Source organism: Pseudorhizobium marinum (assembly GCF_000705355.1).
GTDB classification, from domain to species: Bacteria; Pseudomonadota; Alphaproteobacteria; order Rhizobiales; family Rhizobiaceae; genus Neorhizobium; species Neorhizobium pelagicum.
Genome location: NZ_JMQK01000021.1, coordinates 1 through 14,950, shown reverse-complemented (window position 1 = coordinate 14,950; position 14,950 = coordinate 1). Strand labels below are relative to the sequence as shown.

The following is a 14,950-nucleotide window of genomic DNA, read 5'->3' as shown; positions in this document are numbered from 1 at the left end:
TAAACGATTAATCACCATCAAGCAGCAATCCCTTGGCCAATCCTCGCCCCGGCCCGACGCTCACCATGATCGCAACCGCGCTCAACGTATCGGCGGCGACGGTATCGAATGCGCTGGCCGGCAAGGGTCGCATCTCGGCAGAACTGATTGACCGGATCCGGGCGAAGGCGGACGAGCTGGGCTATGTCCCGAGCTCCGCCGCCCGCGCGCTCCGCACGGGGCACACCCGGGTGCTCGGTCTGGTGCTGCCGGACATTTCCAACCCTCTTTTCCCGCAGATCGCCCAGGCGATCGAATATGCCGCAAGTGCCTCCGGCTACGGCGTGCTGATCGCCGACTCCCGCGGCAGCGTCGCGATGCAGACGGAAGCGATCAACCGGCTCATCGAGCGCGACGTGGACGGAATCGTCATCATTCCACGGCTCGGCACCCGCATCGTCGACATCGGCCGGCCGCTCGCTGTCATCGACAGCCCATCCACGCCCAACAGCACCGTCTCCGCCGATCATTGGCAGGGCGGGCAGCTGGTGATGGAGCATCTGGCGGCACTGGGGCATCGCAGCTTCGTCCTGATCGGCAACAACCCTGCCTCGAACGTCCAGAACGACCGCATCGGCGGTATGAAATCCCGGGTGCCTGCCGGTGGCAAGGCCGAGATCCTCTGGATCGAGCAGCACGAACAGGCCCATGGCAAGGCAAGTCCCCTGCGCCTGGCGGAGAAGGTCGAGAGGGGCGCCACCGCCTTTGCAGCCGTCTCCGACCTTCATGCCCTGCGCGCCCTGACGGAGCTGCAGAATGCCGGCATCTCCGTTCCAGGCCGCGCCAGCGTTGCCGGCTTCGACGATCTTGCCTGGTCGGCGATGATCACGCCGGCCCTCACCAGCGTCCGGATGGACGTTGCGACCATTGCCCGCATCGCCATCGACGCGCTGCTCTGCGCCATCGAGGCCGATACGGCTGCCGACGCCACCAGAGGCGTCGTGTCGGCCGAAACGACCAGTGTGCCGATGACGCTGGTGGCGCGCCAGACCACCGGCGTGCTGACAGCACCGACGCATCCAGAAAAAACCCCAGCAGGAGAACCCGCATGAACAAGCTATTCTACCTATCCGCTGCCGCGCTCGCCCTGGCCGCCGGTTCTGCGCAGGCGCAGGACAAGACGCTGACGATCTCCGTCTATGCATTCGCCCAGGACGAGTTCAAGGAGATCGTCTACGATCCCTTCGAGGCCCAGTGCGGTTGCAAGCTCGTCGTCGAGACCGGCAACAGTGTCGAGCGTCTGGCGAAGATGGAAGCCAACAAGGCCAACCCCGTCATCGACATGGCCGTCGTCTCCATGGCCGACGCGCTGTCGGCGGCTCGCTCGGACCTCACGGAGACGATCGACACCTCGAAGCTCTCCAACTACGACAAGCTCTACGACATCGCCAAGGATCCGAACGACGACGGCATGAGCGTCGGCTACACCTTCTACGCCACCTCCATCGCCTACCGCACCGACAAGGTTAAGATCGAGTCCTGGGCCGATCTCCTCAAGGACGATGTCGTGTCTCACGTCGCCTTCCCGAACGTCACCACCAACCAGGGCCCTCCGGCACTCTACATGCTCGGTCAGGCGCTCGGCGCCGACACACCGGACCTGAAGGCCGCCATCCAGGCCGTCGGCGAGAAGAAGGACGAGATCGTTACTTTCTACGTCAAGTCGTCCCAGCTGGTGCAGCTGATGCAGCAGGAGGAAATCTGGGCAGCCCCCATCGGCCGCTTCTCCTGGGCGCCCTTCACCAAGCTCGACCTGCCGATCGGCTGGGCGACGCCGAAGGAAGGCCAGACCGGCGGCATGAATGTCATGATCCTCGCCAAGGGCTCGAAGAACCAGGACCTGGCGCATGAGTTCATGGATTTCTGGCTGTCCACCGAAGTGCAGACCAAGCTTGCCGAAGCGCTCGTGGACAGCCCGGCCAACTCTGAAGTTGTGGTGTCGGATGAAGTCGCCGGCAACATCACCTACGGCGAAGAGACGGCGAAAAGCCTGAAGCTCATCCCGTCCGACGTGGCGCTCGACAACCGCGACGCCTGGCTTTCGGAATGGAATGCCAAGGTCGGCCAGTAACGACAAGGACGTCTTCGACGTCTGAACCCATGCCTCCCAAGGCGAAGGGCGCAGCCTGCGGATTTCGGTCCGGGCTGCGCCCGACTTGAACTCATTCGAGGGTTGAAGATAAATGTTTCAAAATCGGACGGAGGCTCTGGCCCTTGCGCTGCCAGCCGCCGTATTCGCAGCCCTCGTCTTCGTGGTGCCGGTCGTCCTGCTCCTGTCGGAGGGCTTCAAGTCCGCCGATCAGTGGACGCTCTCGGCCTATGTCGACTTCTTCTCGCAGCCGCTGAACCGGACGGTCTTCCTGCGCACCCTGAAGCTCGGCGCACTGGTGACACTCGCAGCCGCCGTGATCGGTTATGCGACGGCCTATGCCATCGTCTCCCTCCCTCCTGGCGCCAAGGGCAAGATGATCGGCCTCGTCGTGCTGCCGCTGATGATCTCGCCGGTGGCCCGCACCTACGCCTGGATCGTCATCCTCGGCCGCACCGGCATCGTCAACCAGGCGCTGATGACCGTCGGCCTGACCGACGAACCGTTCCGGATCCTCTTCACCGAGACGGCGGTCTTCATCGGACTGCTCCAGCTCTTCCTGCCGCTGATGGTCATCTCGCTGATCAGCGCCCTTGAAAACCTTCCCCGCGATGCGGTGCCTGCGGCCCGCGTCCTCGGCGCCAACTGGTTTCAGGTGTTCTGGAAGGTCATCCTGCCTCTGACGCGCGAAGGCCTCGTCGTCGGCGGCACGCTCGTCTTCACCGGCTCGATGACTGCCTATATCACGCCCGCCATCCTCGGCGGCTCCAAGGTCCTGATGCTCGAGACACTGCTCTACCAGCAGGTGACGGTCGCCAACAACTTCGTGTCGGCCAGCGTCATCGCCTTCATCCTGATCGTCATGAGCTTTGCCGCAAACATTCTCCTGAAGCGGATCGCGACCGCGAGGAACAGGACATGACCCAAAGACTATATGCCCCCATCATTCTCCTGCTGGTGATGATCTTCCTGATCGGCCCGTTCTTCATCATCGTCGCGGCCTCCTTCTCCGCCGGCGATACGCTGGCCTTCCCGCCGCAGGGTTTCTCGCTGAAGTGGATCGCCAAGGTCTTCACCGTCGAGAGCTTCCGGCAGAGCTTTGCCGTCTCCATGTTCCTGGCCATCGGTGGCACCCTGACGGCCCTGCTGCTCGGCATCCCTGCTTCCTATGCAATGTCGCGCTACAAGCTGCCGCTGTCGGAAACCGTGCGCTTCCTGGTGTCGACGCCGATCATCGTCCCGGGGATCATCGTCGGCCTGGCGCTGCTGCGCTACTTCGTGATCCCGGTCGGCCTGTCGATCACGCTGGCGCTCTTCCTCGCTCATACGGCGCTGGTCCTGCCCTATGCCGTGCGCGTCGTCTCTGCGAGCCTCGCCAATCTTCGCTCCGACATGGAGGAGGCAGCCGTTCTTCTGGGCTCCTCGCGTCTCGGCGCCTTCTTCCGCGTGGTGCTGCCCAATATCCGCGGCGGCATCCTGGCCGCCTTCATCCTGGGTTTCGTGACGAGCTTCAACCAGGTGCCCGTCTCGCTCTTCCTCTCCGGACCGGGCGTGCGCACCCTGCCGATCGACATGCTGGGCTACATGGAGATCGTCTTCGATCCCTCGGTCGCGGCTCTCTCGGCGCTCCTCGCCTTCCTTTCAATCGGCATCGTCTTTGCCGCCGAACGCTTCCTAGGCTTTTCCCGCTATGTCTGACGCTTCCTTCCTCTCCCTCGACAAGCTGTCCCTCGCCTATGGCAAGACGGTCGCCGTCAAGGATCTCGACCTCGACATCCGCAAGGGCGAACTGCTTGCCCTGCTCGGCCCCTCCGGCTGCGGCAAGACGACGACCATGCGGGCCATCGCCGGCCTTATGACCCCGGTGTCGGGCCGCATCACTCTTGACGGCACGGACATCACCCGCGTGCCTGCCAACCGGCGCAACATCGGTCTCGTCTTCCAGTCCTATGCCCTTTTCCCGCACCTGACGGTGTTCGAAAACGTCGCCTTCGGGCTGAAGCTCCAAGGGATCGGTGGCGACGAGCTGACGCGGCGGGTCGATGCAGGCCTGAAGTCGGTCGGCCTCACCGCTTTCTCCGGAAGAAAGACGCCGGACCTTTCGGGCGGCCAGCAGCAGCGTGTCGCGCTGGCGCGTTCCATGGTCATGCAGCCGAAGGTGCTGATGCTCGACGAGCCGCTCTCCAACCTCGACGCCCGGCTGCGGCTGGAAATGCGCACGGAACTGCAGCGCATGCAGAAGGAGACAGGGGTAACGATGATCTTCGTCACCCACGATCAGGTCGAGGCGCTAGCGCTCGCCGACCGGATTGTCGTGATGCGCGACGGCGCCATCGAGCAGATCGGCACGCCGGAGGAGATCTACAACAATCCGGTCTCGAGCTTCGTCGCCGACTTCGTCGGCTTCGAGAACCTCTTTGCGATCCGCAATGGTAAGCTTGTCGCAGCAGGCGGCATCGAGCTTGATCCCGCCGGCCCGCTTCCGGACGCCGCCGGCCTCGCCTGGCGGCCCCGGGCGGTCTCTCTGGGGACCGGCCCCTTCACCGGCACCGTTCGCGGCGTCTCCTTTGCCGGCGGCACGCGGGAATATCTGCTGGAAAGCGGCTTCGGCAGCGTCAAGGCGGAAGCCGACGTAAGCCTTCCGGCCTATCCGCTGAACGCCGAGGTCGCCTTCGACATGCCGATATCCGCGGCAGCCCCTCTTCACCGGTTCGGATGACGCCATGTCCGTCTGGATCGATACCGACATGGGCTTCGACGATATCGCCGCGCTGATGGTCGTGCAGCACGCGGGCCTGGCGGTTGACGGGGTGTCGCTGGTTTTCGGCAATGCACCGCTCGATCAGGTGCGCGCCAATGCCGCCGGTGCGGCCCATGCCTTCGGCTGGAGCATGCCGATCTATGCGGGCCGCGACTGTCCGGTCATGGGCGGCCTCGAAACCGCCCAGGCCATCCTCGGCAATACGGGCATTCCGACGACCGGCCAAACACTGCCGCAGGCGGAAGATCGCGTTCAGGACGACGCCTTCAGCGCCCTCTGCCGCTGGCTCTGGACGGCACCGTCGCCACGCCGCATCCTGGCGCTCGGCCCGCTCACCAATCTTGCAGCACTCGTGCTGGCACGACCGGAACTGGCGCGCCGCATCGATGATCTGGTCTGGATGGGCGGCGGCCTGACGCGCGGAAACCATACCGCATCGGCCGAGTTCAATGCCTATGCCGATCCGGAAGCCGTCGCGATCGTCCTGGCACATGGCCTTCCCCTGCGCATGGTCGACCTCGACTTCTGCCGCCAGGTCCTCGCCGCGCCGGAAGACGTTCTGCCGGTTCGTGCGGCCGGCGGCCGCAATGCCGGGCTGATCGCCGATATGCTGGACGGCTTCATTGCCATTGCCACGAGCCGTGGTCGTCCGGCCATGGCGCTCTATGATGCGGTCGCCGCCGCAGCCTTCGCGAGGGAGGACCTCGTGGAATTCCAGCCGGCCAGTATCGAGATGGAATGCGCTGGCCACCTCACCCGCGGGCGCACGGTGGTCGAGACGCGCGAGACGCATGCAGCCTTCAACGGAAGCTTCGCCGCCCGTGGCGATGTGGATGAACTGCGTGCGCTCATCCTTGAGGCTCTACGTTCCGAGGCCGCCAGATGAACTTGGATTTGAATAATACAGACATCAATGATCCGGAATTGCGTGGCCGCGCGGTGGCTGCGGCACGCGGTGCGGCGGCGTTCGACCGGCTCATCATCAACGGCACCGTCGTCGACATGGTCACCGGTGAGCAGCGCCCCGCCGACATCGGCCTGGTCGGTCCGCTGATTGCCAGCGTCCATGAACGCGGCACCCGCTCCGACGCGGCCGATATTATCGATGCGGCCGGCGCCTTCGTCAGCCCCGGCCTGATCGACACTCATATGCACATCGAGAGCTCGATGGTGACGCCGGCGACCTACGCCGGGGCCATACTGCCGCGGGGCGTGACCACCATCGTCTGGGATCCGCATGAATTCGGCAATGTCCACGGTCTCGACGGCGTCCGCTATGCCGCGGAGGCGGCAAGATCCCTGCCGCTCCGGATAATCCTCCTGGCCCCGTCCTGCGTGCCCTCGGCTCCCGGACTGGAACTGAACGGCGCCGATTTCGATGCCGAGGCCGTGGCCGAGATGCTGCGCTGGCCGGAAGTCGGCGGCATCGCCGAGGTCATGAACATGCGCGGCGTCATCGACCGCGACCCGCGGATGAGCGCCATCGTCCAGGCGGGTCTCGCCTCGGGCAAGCTGATCTGCGGCCATGCCCGCAGCCTCGCCGGCGCCGACCTTGCCGCCTTTATGGCAGCCGGCATCACCTCCGACCATGAACTCGTCTCCGCCGACGACCTGATCGGGAAGTTGAGGGCGGGCCTGACGATCGAGCTGCGGGGGTCGCACGACCACCTGCTGCCCGAATTCGTCGAGGCCCTGAACACCCTCGGCCATCTGCCGCAGACCGTGACGCTCTGCACCGACGACGTCTTCCCGGATGATCTCTTTTCCTCCGGCGGTCTGGACGACGTGATCCGCAGGCTGGTGCGCTATGGAATGAAGGCGGAACGGGCGCTGCAGGCGGCAACGCTGAACGCGGCACGGCGCCTTGGCCGCGACGATCTCGGCCTCATCGCGCCCGGTCGCCGCGCCGACCTCGTGCTGTTTGCGGATCTGGTGGACCTGGAGGCCCTGCAGGTCATCGTCAATGGCGAGACCGTTGCCACAGGCGGCGCGATGTCCAGTATCCTACAGCCCACCGACAGCACTGCTCTCACGGGTTCGATGAAGCTCGCGCCGCTACAGTCGGACGACTTCAAGGTCAGGGCGACAGGGACGAAGGTGCGCATCGCCACGATCGACCAGCCGCGCTTCACCCGCTGGGGCGAGACAGAGGCCGATGTCGAGAATGGCTTCGTCGTTCCGCCCGCGGACACCACCATGATCGCCGTCGCGCATCGCCACGGCCGCGCCGACACCCACCCGCGTGTCGGCTTCCTCCGGGGATGGGGCGCATGGCGGGGAGCCTTTGCCACCACCGTATCGCACGACAGCCATAACCTCACGGTCTTCGGCGGCAACGTCGAGGACATGACCGTCGCGGCCAATGCCGTGATCGCCGCCGGCGGCGGCATGGCTGTCGCATCGAACGGCAAGGTCGATGTCCTCCTGCCCCTGCCGCTTTCGGGCCTCGTCTCCGAGGCGCCGCTCGCCGAGGTCGCCGACGGCTTCTCGACATTGCGAGCGGCAATGGATGGCATAGTCGACTGGCAGCCGCCCTATCTGATCTTCAAGGCCTGCTTCGGCGCGACGCTTGCCTGCAACGCCGGCCCGCATCAGACAGATCGCGGCATCGCCGATGTCACGACAGGAATCCTGATGGAAAGCCCGGTTCTCACATAGCCCCGGCGGAAGGAACCAACAGATGCAGCCGCATGATTTCTGGCAGGATCTCCATCCGCCCGCGAGCTTTCCAGGCGGCGCCAGCCATTCGGGCTTCTTCCCCGCCACCCTGCCAGACGAGCGCCAGATCAAGCTGCCGATCCGGCCGCTCTCCGACGGCCGGCATGCACTGGCCTCGCTGATCATCAACCAGGCGAGCTTCGCGGTGCAGGACGCCCTGGCGAAGGCCCTGGCGGAGAGGCTTCGCGCTTCCGATCCGGAGATTGTCGTCGGTCTTCCCACCCTCGGACTGACGCTCGCCAGTGCGGTGGCACGCGAACTCGGCCACAGCCGCTTCGTCGCCCTCGGCACCTCGCGCAAGTTCTGGTACCTCGATGATCTCTCCGTCCCGATGTCCTCGATCACCACCCCGGACCAGATCAAGCGGCTCTACATCGATCCGCGCATGCTGCCGCTTCTGGAGGGCCGCCGCATTGCGCTCATCGATGACGTGATCTCCAGCGGAAGCTCCATGCTGGCTGGCCTGCGCCTCCTGTCCTCCTGCGGCCTTGCCCCCATGGCGCTGGGGGTGGCGATGATCCAGACGGAGCGTTGGCGCCCTCGTCTGCAGGAAGAGTTCGCCTCTGCATCCAGCAAGGTGGCCGGCGTCTTCTCCACACCCTTGCTGGTGAAAACCCTGGACGGAGACTGGATTGCGGAAGAAGAATAACCCAGCTCCGCTGATTAGCCCCCCGCGAATGGCGCCACCCGACCTTATTCGGGCTCCGGCGATTGCGGCGCTACGCCCAGGGCCTCCTGGATCTGCCGGATCGTCAGGGGAGCGTCGGACCGCAGGATGATGTCTCCGGCCTTGCTGACCAGCACCGCCTCGAACTTGCCGGTTCCCCACTGGAGCTCCTGCCGGATTTTCTGGACCGGCAGAGATTGCGGATGGCCATTCACCAAGGCCGGTTCGTTGTCGGACGGAAGGCAGACGACCGCGATCTCCATCGCCCTCAGGGCGTCGCTGTCGAGCTTGAGCAGCTCCGTCTGCCAGCGGCGGACGGGAGCGAGGTTGTCCTCAAACAGGACAAGGGCATTCTTGTGCGGCACGACGTCGGCAACCGTCTCACCCTGTGATGGCGGTATGGCACCGAAAATTTCGACCAGTAGCGATTGCAGCATGGCTGTCTCCTCCTGCAGCTAAAACGGCCAAGGGAAGCGCGCGTTCCAGGCTCCAGACTACTTCAATGCGGTGATGCTGACACATGCAGATCCGTCAGCCGGATGCAGCCGCTTTGCATCGCTCGCGCTGGCCGTGCGCCAGGCCGAATATCTGCTCCAGGAGTTCCAGACGCTGCAGGCCATTTTCGGTTGCCACCGCCAGCAGCTCGCGGCCATCTTTGGTCTCGACCGGTCCATGCTTCCGCAGGGTGGAAAGCAGCTTGGCCGGAGGCTTGCCGGCAAAGCTGAAGGCAAGCGCTGCCGGCCCTCCCTGGACGCGCCGGATACGCAACTGCTGCGCAGCCCTCGTCACACGCGCCATGCGCAGCAGGATCTCGACGTCCGGCGGTATTTCTCCGAACCGATCGTCGAGCTCTTCTGCGAGATCATCGAGACCAGCCGCATCCGTGAGCTTGAGCAGCCTCGAATAGAGATTCATTCGCACGGCCGGATCTGGAACGTAGTCCTCCGGCAGGCGGCCGTCGATGCCGATGCTGATGTCGGGGCTTTCGAAGAGATCGATACGCTTCGGCCCTCGCCCCTCCACGGCAGCAGCCAGCATTCGCTGGTAAAGGCTCGTGCCGATGACCTTCACATGGCCCGCCTGGTCGTCACCCAGCAGATCGCCGGTTCCGCGCAGATCGAGGTCGTGCTGGCTGAGAGCGAGGCCTGCGCCCAGCCGGTCGTTCGCGACGAGAGCCGACAGCCGCGCCTTCGTCTGCTCGGCGAGCTCCGCATCCGCCGTCGTCAGCAGGTAGGCAATGCCCTGCGCACGGCTGCGCCCGACCCGGCCCCGAAGCTGATGAAGCTGGGCAAGACCGAAGCGATCCGCGTTCCAGATGAAGATCGTGTTGGCGCGGGGCACGTCGAGCCCGCTCTCGATGATGTTGGTGGAGAGCAGGACGTCGCCATCGCCATCCGCAAATCCCACCATGATGTCGTCCACCTCGGCGGCAGGCATCTTGCCGTGCGCCACCTTCAGCGAAAGCTCGGGCACGACCGACTCCAGTTCGCGCCGCACCGGCTCGATATCCTCGATCCGTGGCACCACGACGAAGGACTGCCCCCCGCGCCGCCGCTCTCGCAGCAGCGCGGTGCGCATCGCAGCCGGATCATAGGGAGTGAGGAAGGTGCGCACCGGCCTCCGCCTGGCCGGCGGCGTGTTCAAGAGGCTGACGTCCTGGATACCCACCAGTGCCTGCTGCAGGGTGCGGGGAATGGGCGTCGCGCTCATCGCCAGAACATGGAGGACCGGGGCGAGCGAGCGCATCTTTGCCTTGTCCCGGGCACCGAACTTGTGCTCCTCGTCGATGATCAGAAGCCCGAGGTTGTCGAATGTGGCATCCTTCGACAAAAGCGCCGAGGTGCCGATGACGATCTGGCTCTCCCCCTTCGCCATCTCGGCCTTGACCGCCTTTGCATCGGAAAGCGCAAGCAGCCGAGACAGCAGGGACACCTTGATGCCCGTGTTCTGGAACCGACGCTCGAAGCTCAGGAAGTGCTGTTTGGCAAGCACCGTGGTCGGCGCCAGGACCGCCACCTGGGCGCCGGCGATTGCAGCTGCCGCGGCGGCCCGCAGGGCCACCTCGGTCTTTCCGAACCCGACATCGCCGCAGATCAGCCGGTTCATCCGCCGTCCGGACGTCAGGTCGTCGAGAACAGCCTGTATGGCTGCCGTTTGATCCACGGTTTCCGCATAGGGGAAACGCGAGACGAAACGACTGAAGCGCACCCTGTCGGGCAGAAGCCTTGGCGCCTCTTGTGCCTCCCTCTCCTTGGCATAACTGACGAGTTGTCGCGCCGACGTCTGGATCTCGCGGAACACGGAGGCACGTTTCTTTCCCCAGGCATCCGTATGGAGCCTGTCGAGGGTAATGGCCTCCGGGGCGGAACCGTAGCGCCACAGGAGACCGAAGTCGTGCATCGGGACCAGTATCGAAGAACCGCCGTGATACTCCAGACGCGCAGCGTCCGACGGCACTCCCTCCACTTCAACGACTTCCAGGGCATGCAGGATCCCGACGCCGTGATCCTGATGAACGACGACATCGCCAATCTGAAGCTCCGGCTCCGCAAGAAGCGGCGCCGACACGGCAGCAGTGCCCGGTCTCTGATCAAGGCCGAAAATCTCGGCGGCAGCGATCACCACCAGATCATTTTCCTGGTCCAGGAAGCCCTTTTCCAATGCGAACGGGCCGGTCAGCAGGCGTCCGGGTTTGGCGCCGCTAACCTCATGCCAGTCGCCGACCTGCATGGCCTTCAGCGAAAGGCGCTCCTCCAGCCGCTGCAGCCAGCGCCGCAGGCGCCGATGCTGACCGGTCACCAGGACACGGCGCTTCTGCTTCAGCTGATCCGCCGCGAAGCCACCCGCGGCAGCCGCTCGCGTTTGCGGCCCGCCGAAGTCTGGCAGGCCCGCATCCGCCGGCAGTGAGAGGTCGCGCGTCTGATGCCGACGGAGGGACTTGCTCCATTCTGAATTGGAAAGATAGAGCGAACCGCCGCCGTTGTTGATGCCGGCGAGCATGCTCTGGGCTGACTTCGCCTCGGCAATGATGTCGAGATAGACGTCGAGGCGGTCCGCGACTTCCTGCGCCAGGATCACAGGCCCCGGCGGCAGAATGTCGAGCACGGGATGCAGGTGTTCGTAGTGACGACGCAGCCGTTGCTCCATCGCCAGATCGTCTCCCGGCGCCGCCGCCTCCGCGTCCTTCAGGATCAGCTCCGAGGCCGGGCCGAAGACCATTCTTGCCACCGTCTCGATCGTCCGCTGTGTCGTCGGGTCGTAGAACCGGAGCTCGTCGATGGTGCCGTCTTCGTCGAGCACGATCCGCATCGGCAGGTCACCGCCGGCCGGGTAAATCTCGACGAAATCCTCGCGCAGCGCGACTTCACCGGGCTCGTCGACCACGGAATCGACCAGATAGCCGGTTCTGGCCGTGAAGGCTTCAAACCTCGGTCGGTCGAAGAACGCTCCTGTTTCCAATTCGTAGGAAGCCTCATGGATGACGTCTGCCGGCGGGACACGCTGAAGCAGAGCATCGAGTGACGTCACCAGGATCCGGTTGTCTGTCTCACCGTCAAGCCAGACGCGCAGGGCGTCCATGCGCAAACCCATCACCTCGCGCGACGGCGATATCCGGTCGTAGGGAAGGCAGTCCCACGGGCGGAAGAGGACCACCTTGAGATCTTTTGCAATTGCCGTGAGCGCCGTCCAGACGGCAAGTGCAGACGATTCCGATCGTGCAACGAAGACCGGTGGCTTGGCACCCTCGCCGACCATCTGGAGCAGCCGCGAGGCGACCAGAGATGCCGGGGCGACGAGGATGTGGTTCGCAAGATCGGCTTCAGGATGGGGCTGACTGCGTTGTGAAGAACCTGCTGGCAAGAATACCTCGTACAAGAACAGCAGGTTCGATCATCGGCCCCACTCGATACGTCGGCAGCACTAATTTCCGGGGAGGAGAAAGGTTCCTGGACGGCCACCCGACTGCGCGATCAGCTCTCTCTAAAAAAGGCGCACCGAACGTGCGAGGCGGCCGACCGAGCGGAACAATACACCAGCTGCCCTGTTCGGCGCCTCTCAGACAGATGGGGCAAACAGATGGGAATGCGGAATGACCGGTGACGATATGCTTCGCGTGAACTTCGAGACGACTTGGGACCCCGCCGTCACGGCAGTTGCGCGCAACACAACGCTTGTGACGGTGGATGGACCTGCAAGTGGCTTCGATTTCCTGACGAACAAATGGCCCGGCGCGCGCGGGGTTGCTTTTGCCAAGGCACGGCGCGCGGCGATGGGAGCGATGTCCGGAACCGTCTCTGCCGGGGATGCACGCAGGGCATTCATCCTGGCCTGCGAGGATGCGGGGTGTCTCGTCCGCAGCGAGTGAGGCAATGCTGCCGCAAGAGCCGGACACAGCGAAGCGGCAAACGCTGCGGACATTTGCCCGCGTGCCTTTTACCCTGTCACACGACGGTCGCGCCTGTTATACCGTTGATCTTTCCACAACCCGGCGGAGGGATCCTTCCTCGGGGCGGACAAACACTCTCACTGTCACTCGGATCATTGGATGACGATATTTTCCGTCCGGCACGTCACCTCCTATCGCTACAGGAGGCCGGTCGAGTTCGGCTTGCACCGGCTGCTTTTCCGGCCGCGCGACAGTTTCGACCAGAGGCTTCTCAGCGCACACCTGGATGTCCGGCCGAGGCCTGATCATGTCCGGTGGATCCACGACGTCTTCGGCAACTGCATCGCCCTGGTGACCGTCTCCGGATCTGCCCGCGAACTGCGCTTCGAGACCAATATTTCACTGGATCACACGCCGCAGGTCGCGGTGGATTTCCAGATCGACGACGAAGCGCGCACCTTCCCCTTCGCCTATGATCCCGAAGAAGCCTTCGATCTGCAAAGGACCATGCAGCGGCACTATCCCGATCCGGACGACGAGGTCGGAAAATGGGCAAGGCGGTTTACCCGCATCGGCCAGCCGACCGAAACCGGGCATCTTCTCATGACCCTCTGCAACGCCATCCACGAAAGCTTCACCTACGCACGGCGTTCGGAGCACGGCACGCAGGCGCCGCTGGAAACACTGGCGCTCCGCCGAGGGACCTGCCGGGACTTTGCGCTGCTGATGATGGAAGCGGTGCGTTCGCTGGGCCTCGTGGCACGCTTCGTCACGGGCTATATCTATGTTCCGGATCGCGACGGCTCGATCACCCTCGGCGGCGGTTCGACCCATGCCTGGTGTCAGGTCTATTTGCCCGGCGCCGGCTGGGTGGAATTCGACCCCACCAATGGCATCGTCGGCAACCGCGACCTGATCCGCGTCGGTGTGGCGCGCGACCCAAGCCAGGCAGTGCCGCTCTCCGGGAGTTATAACGGCGACGCATCCGACTTTGACAGCATGCACGTCCAGGTCAATGTGACGACCAACGAGGGTGCCGACCTTCTCCATGGCTGACGGAACCGCGGGCTAGCTTGCACGTTGCAGCTGAACGGGTATCTTTATCCTACTCTATTCACGAGGTGACAGTTGATGAAGATCCGTGCGGGCTTTCGCATAGGCTATGAATGCCAGTTCGACACGCCGATGCTGCTGGTCCTCGGCATCCACCCGTCCCGCCAGGGCGATCTTCTCACGGAACAGGTGCTGCAATTCGACCCTCCGGTCGAGGCACGCGACTATGTCGACGGGTTCGGCAATGACTGCTGCCGGATCGTCGCACCGGCGGGGCTGATCACGATCTCGACGGAGTTCGAGATCGAGGACGACGGCCTGCCGGATCCGATGCCGGTTGATGCCATACAGCATCCGATCAACGACCTGCCGGACGAGATTCTGGTCTATCTGCTGGGCAGCCGCTATTGCGATACGGACAAGCTCGCCGATTTTGCCTGGCAGACGTTTTCATCCACCCCATTGGGCTGGCCGCGAGTGAAAGCCATTCTGGACTTCGCCCACAACCAGATCGCCTTCGACTACATGAAGGCGGATGCGACGCGTACGGCGTTCGGCGGGTTTAACGATCGCACCGGCGTCTGCCGGGATTACGCCCATCTGGCGATCACCCTCTGCCGCTGCATGAACATCCCCGCCCGCTATTGCACAGGCTACCTCGGCGATATCGGCGTGCCCAAGGATACAAATCCTATGGATTTCAGCGCCTGGTTCCAGGTCTACCTGGGTGGCGCGTGGCACACCGTCGACGCTCGGCACAACAAGCCCCGCATCGGCCGCATCCTGATGGCGACAGGGAGGGACGCCACAGACGTCGCCCTTTCCACCGCCTTTGGCCCGGCCCTGCTGCGCGAGTTCGTGGTGACGACGGACGAGATCGCTTAAGGCAGATTGTCAAAGCACGAGGTGCAGCGGGCGGCAAGAAAGCCGCCCGCATCCCTATTCAGACCGCCGCGCGCTTGTCGCGCCGGCCGAGCCGCTCCAACAGATAATCCACCTCCGCCCGCGCCGTCGCAGACAATGCCATGCCCGGCTTGCGCTGCGCGTCCGAGGCAATCACGCCGCGCCGCATCAGCACGTGCTTGCGCACCGCAAGACCAATGCCGAGCTGCTGCTCGTAGCGGATCAGCGGCAGATGAGCGTCGAAGAGATCGTGCGCCTCCTCGCGGCTCCCCTGCGCAAAGAGATCGACCAGCTCCACCAGCATGTCCGGGAAGCCGTAGCCGGTCATGGCGC

At 64.4% G+C, this 14,950-nt stretch carries 14 protein-coding genes; 11 read left to right on the top strand and 3 right to left on the bottom strand.

Annotated elements, in window-relative coordinates; genetic code table 11:
* Window positions 1-65: 65 nt before the first annotated feature.
* The 8 genes from EO99_RS0120275 (at window position 66) to EO99_RS0120240 (ending at window position 8,256) form a co-directional block, all read left to right on the top strand.
* Window positions 66-1,091, top strand: a complete 1,026-nt coding sequence (locus EO99_RS0120275; RefSeq protein ID WP_029620411.1) for a LacI family DNA-binding transcriptional regulator — start codon at window positions 66-68, stop codon at window positions 1,089-1,091.
* The gene (locus EO99_RS0120270) at window positions 1,088-2,110 is read left to right on the top strand and encodes an ABC transporter substrate-binding protein (RefSeq protein ID WP_029620410.1); all 1,023 of its coding nucleotides are present in this window, start codon (window positions 1,088-1,090) and stop codon (window positions 2,108-2,110) included. Before EO99_RS0120275 ends, EO99_RS0120270 begins: the two co-directional genes overlap by 4 nt.
* A 112-nt stretch (window positions 2,111-2,222) precedes the next feature.
* Complete coding sequence (locus EO99_RS0120265; protein ID WP_029620409.1) at window positions 2,223-3,050, top strand: ABC transporter permease; 828 nt, start codon at window positions 2,223-2,225, stop codon at window positions 3,048-3,050.
* On the top strand, window positions 3,047-3,826 hold the full coding sequence (locus EO99_RS0120260) for an ABC transporter permease (RefSeq protein ID WP_029620408.1): 780 nt from the start codon (window positions 3,047-3,049) through the stop codon (window positions 3,824-3,826). The genes EO99_RS0120265 and EO99_RS0120260 overlap by 4 nt, the downstream gene beginning before the upstream one ends.
* Complete coding sequence (locus EO99_RS0120255; protein WP_029620407.1) at window positions 3,819-4,847, top strand: ABC transporter ATP-binding protein; 1,029 nt, start codon at window positions 3,819-3,821, stop codon at window positions 4,845-4,847. Before EO99_RS0120260 ends, EO99_RS0120255 begins: the two co-directional genes overlap by 8 nt.
* Before the next feature lie 4 nt (window positions 4,848-4,851).
* Window positions 4,852-5,775, top strand: coding sequence for a nucleoside hydrolase (locus tag EO99_RS0120250; RefSeq protein ID WP_029620406.1), 924 nt, complete (start codon window positions 4,852-4,854; stop codon window positions 5,773-5,775).
* A gap of 8 nt (window positions 5,776-5,783) precedes the next feature.
* Window positions 5,784-7,547, top strand: a complete 1,764-nt coding sequence (locus tag EO99_RS0120245; protein ID WP_235776888.1) for an adenine deaminase — start codon at window positions 5,784-5,786, stop codon at window positions 7,545-7,547.
* A gap of 22 nt (window positions 7,548-7,569) precedes the next feature.
* A complete protein-coding gene (locus EO99_RS0120240) occupies window positions 7,570-8,256 on the top strand; it encodes a phosphoribosyltransferase (protein WP_029620404.1) in 687 nt (228 codons plus the stop codon).
* Window positions 8,257-8,300: 44 nt separating this feature from the next.
* Here the strand turns inward: EO99_RS0120240 and EO99_RS0120235 are convergent, their stop codons facing one another.
* Together EO99_RS0120235 and EO99_RS0120230 are read right to left on the bottom strand one after the other, a co-directional pair.
* Window positions 8,301-8,711 carry a hypothetical protein gene (locus tag EO99_RS0120235; protein WP_029620403.1) on the bottom strand — a complete coding sequence of 137 codons (411 nt, stop codon included), beginning with the start codon at window positions 8,709-8,711 and terminating at the stop codon, window positions 8,301-8,303.
* Window positions 8,712-8,805: 94 nt separating this feature from the next.
* The gene (locus tag EO99_RS0120230; protein ID WP_051679991.1) at window positions 8,806-12,135 is read right to left on the bottom strand and encodes a DEAD/DEAH box helicase; all 3,330 of its coding nucleotides are present in this window, start codon (window positions 12,133-12,135) and stop codon (window positions 8,806-8,808) included.
* 229 nt (window positions 12,136-12,364) lie between these two features.
* On the opposite strand from EO99_RS0120230, the gene EO99_RS25960 reads away from it, so the two are divergent.
* From EO99_RS25960 to EO99_RS0120215, 3 genes are all read left to right on the top strand, one after another.
* A complete protein-coding gene (locus EO99_RS25960) occupies window positions 12,365-12,640 on the top strand; it encodes a DUF982 domain-containing protein (protein ID WP_037112594.1) in 276 nt (91 codons plus the stop codon).
* A gap of 180 nt (window positions 12,641-12,820) precedes the next feature.
* A complete protein-coding gene (locus EO99_RS0120220; protein ID WP_029620401.1) occupies window positions 12,821-13,717 on the top strand; it encodes a transglutaminase family protein in 897 nt (298 codons plus the stop codon).
* 75 nt (window positions 13,718-13,792) lie between these two features.
* On the top strand, window positions 13,793-14,599 hold the full coding sequence (locus tag EO99_RS0120215) for a transglutaminase-like domain-containing protein (protein WP_029620400.1): 807 nt from the start codon (window positions 13,793-13,795) through the stop codon (window positions 14,597-14,599).
* A 58-nt stretch (window positions 14,600-14,657) separates the two neighbouring features.
* Here EO99_RS0120215 and EO99_RS0120210 read toward each other — a convergent pair.
* The coding region (locus tag EO99_RS0120210) for a dihydrodipicolinate synthase family protein (protein WP_029620399.1) at window positions 14,658-14,950 on the bottom strand (293 nt) is incomplete at its 5' end.

Coding starts and splice junctions, on each gene's coding strand:
- EO99_RS0120275 (WP_029620411.1), top strand. CDS start 66: ATGATCGCAACCGCGCTCAACGTATCGGCGGCGACGGTATCGAATGCG.
- EO99_RS0120270 (WP_029620410.1), top strand. CDS start 1,088: ATGAACAAGCTATTCTACCTATCCGCTGCCGCGCTCGCCCTGGCCGCC.
- EO99_RS0120265 (WP_029620409.1), top strand. CDS start 2,223: ATGTTTCAAAATCGGACGGAGGCTCTGGCCCTTGCGCTGCCAGCCGCC.
- EO99_RS0120260 (WP_029620408.1), top strand. CDS start 3,047: ATGACCCAAAGACTATATGCCCCCATCATTCTCCTGCTGGTGATGATC.
- EO99_RS0120255 (WP_029620407.1), top strand. CDS start 3,819: ATGTCTGACGCTTCCTTCCTCTCCCTCGACAAGCTGTCCCTCGCCTAT.
- EO99_RS0120250 (WP_029620406.1), top strand. CDS start 4,852: ATGTCCGTCTGGATCGATACCGACATGGGCTTCGACGATATCGCCGCG.
- EO99_RS0120240 (WP_029620404.1), top strand. CDS start 7,570: ATGCAGCCGCATGATTTCTGGCAGGATCTCCATCCGCCCGCGAGCTTT.
- EO99_RS0120235 (WP_029620403.1), bottom strand. CDS start 8,711: ATGCTGCAATCGCTACTGGTCGAAATTTTCGGTGCCATACCGCCATCA.
- EO99_RS25960 (WP_037112594.1), top strand. CDS start 12,365: ATGACCGGTGACGATATGCTTCGCGTGAACTTCGAGACGACTTGGGAC.
- EO99_RS0120220 (WP_029620401.1), top strand. CDS start 12,821: ATGACGATATTTTCCGTCCGGCACGTCACCTCCTATCGCTACAGGAGG.
- EO99_RS0120215 (WP_029620400.1), top strand. CDS start 13,793: ATGAAGATCCGTGCGGGCTTTCGCATAGGCTATGAATGCCAGTTCGAC.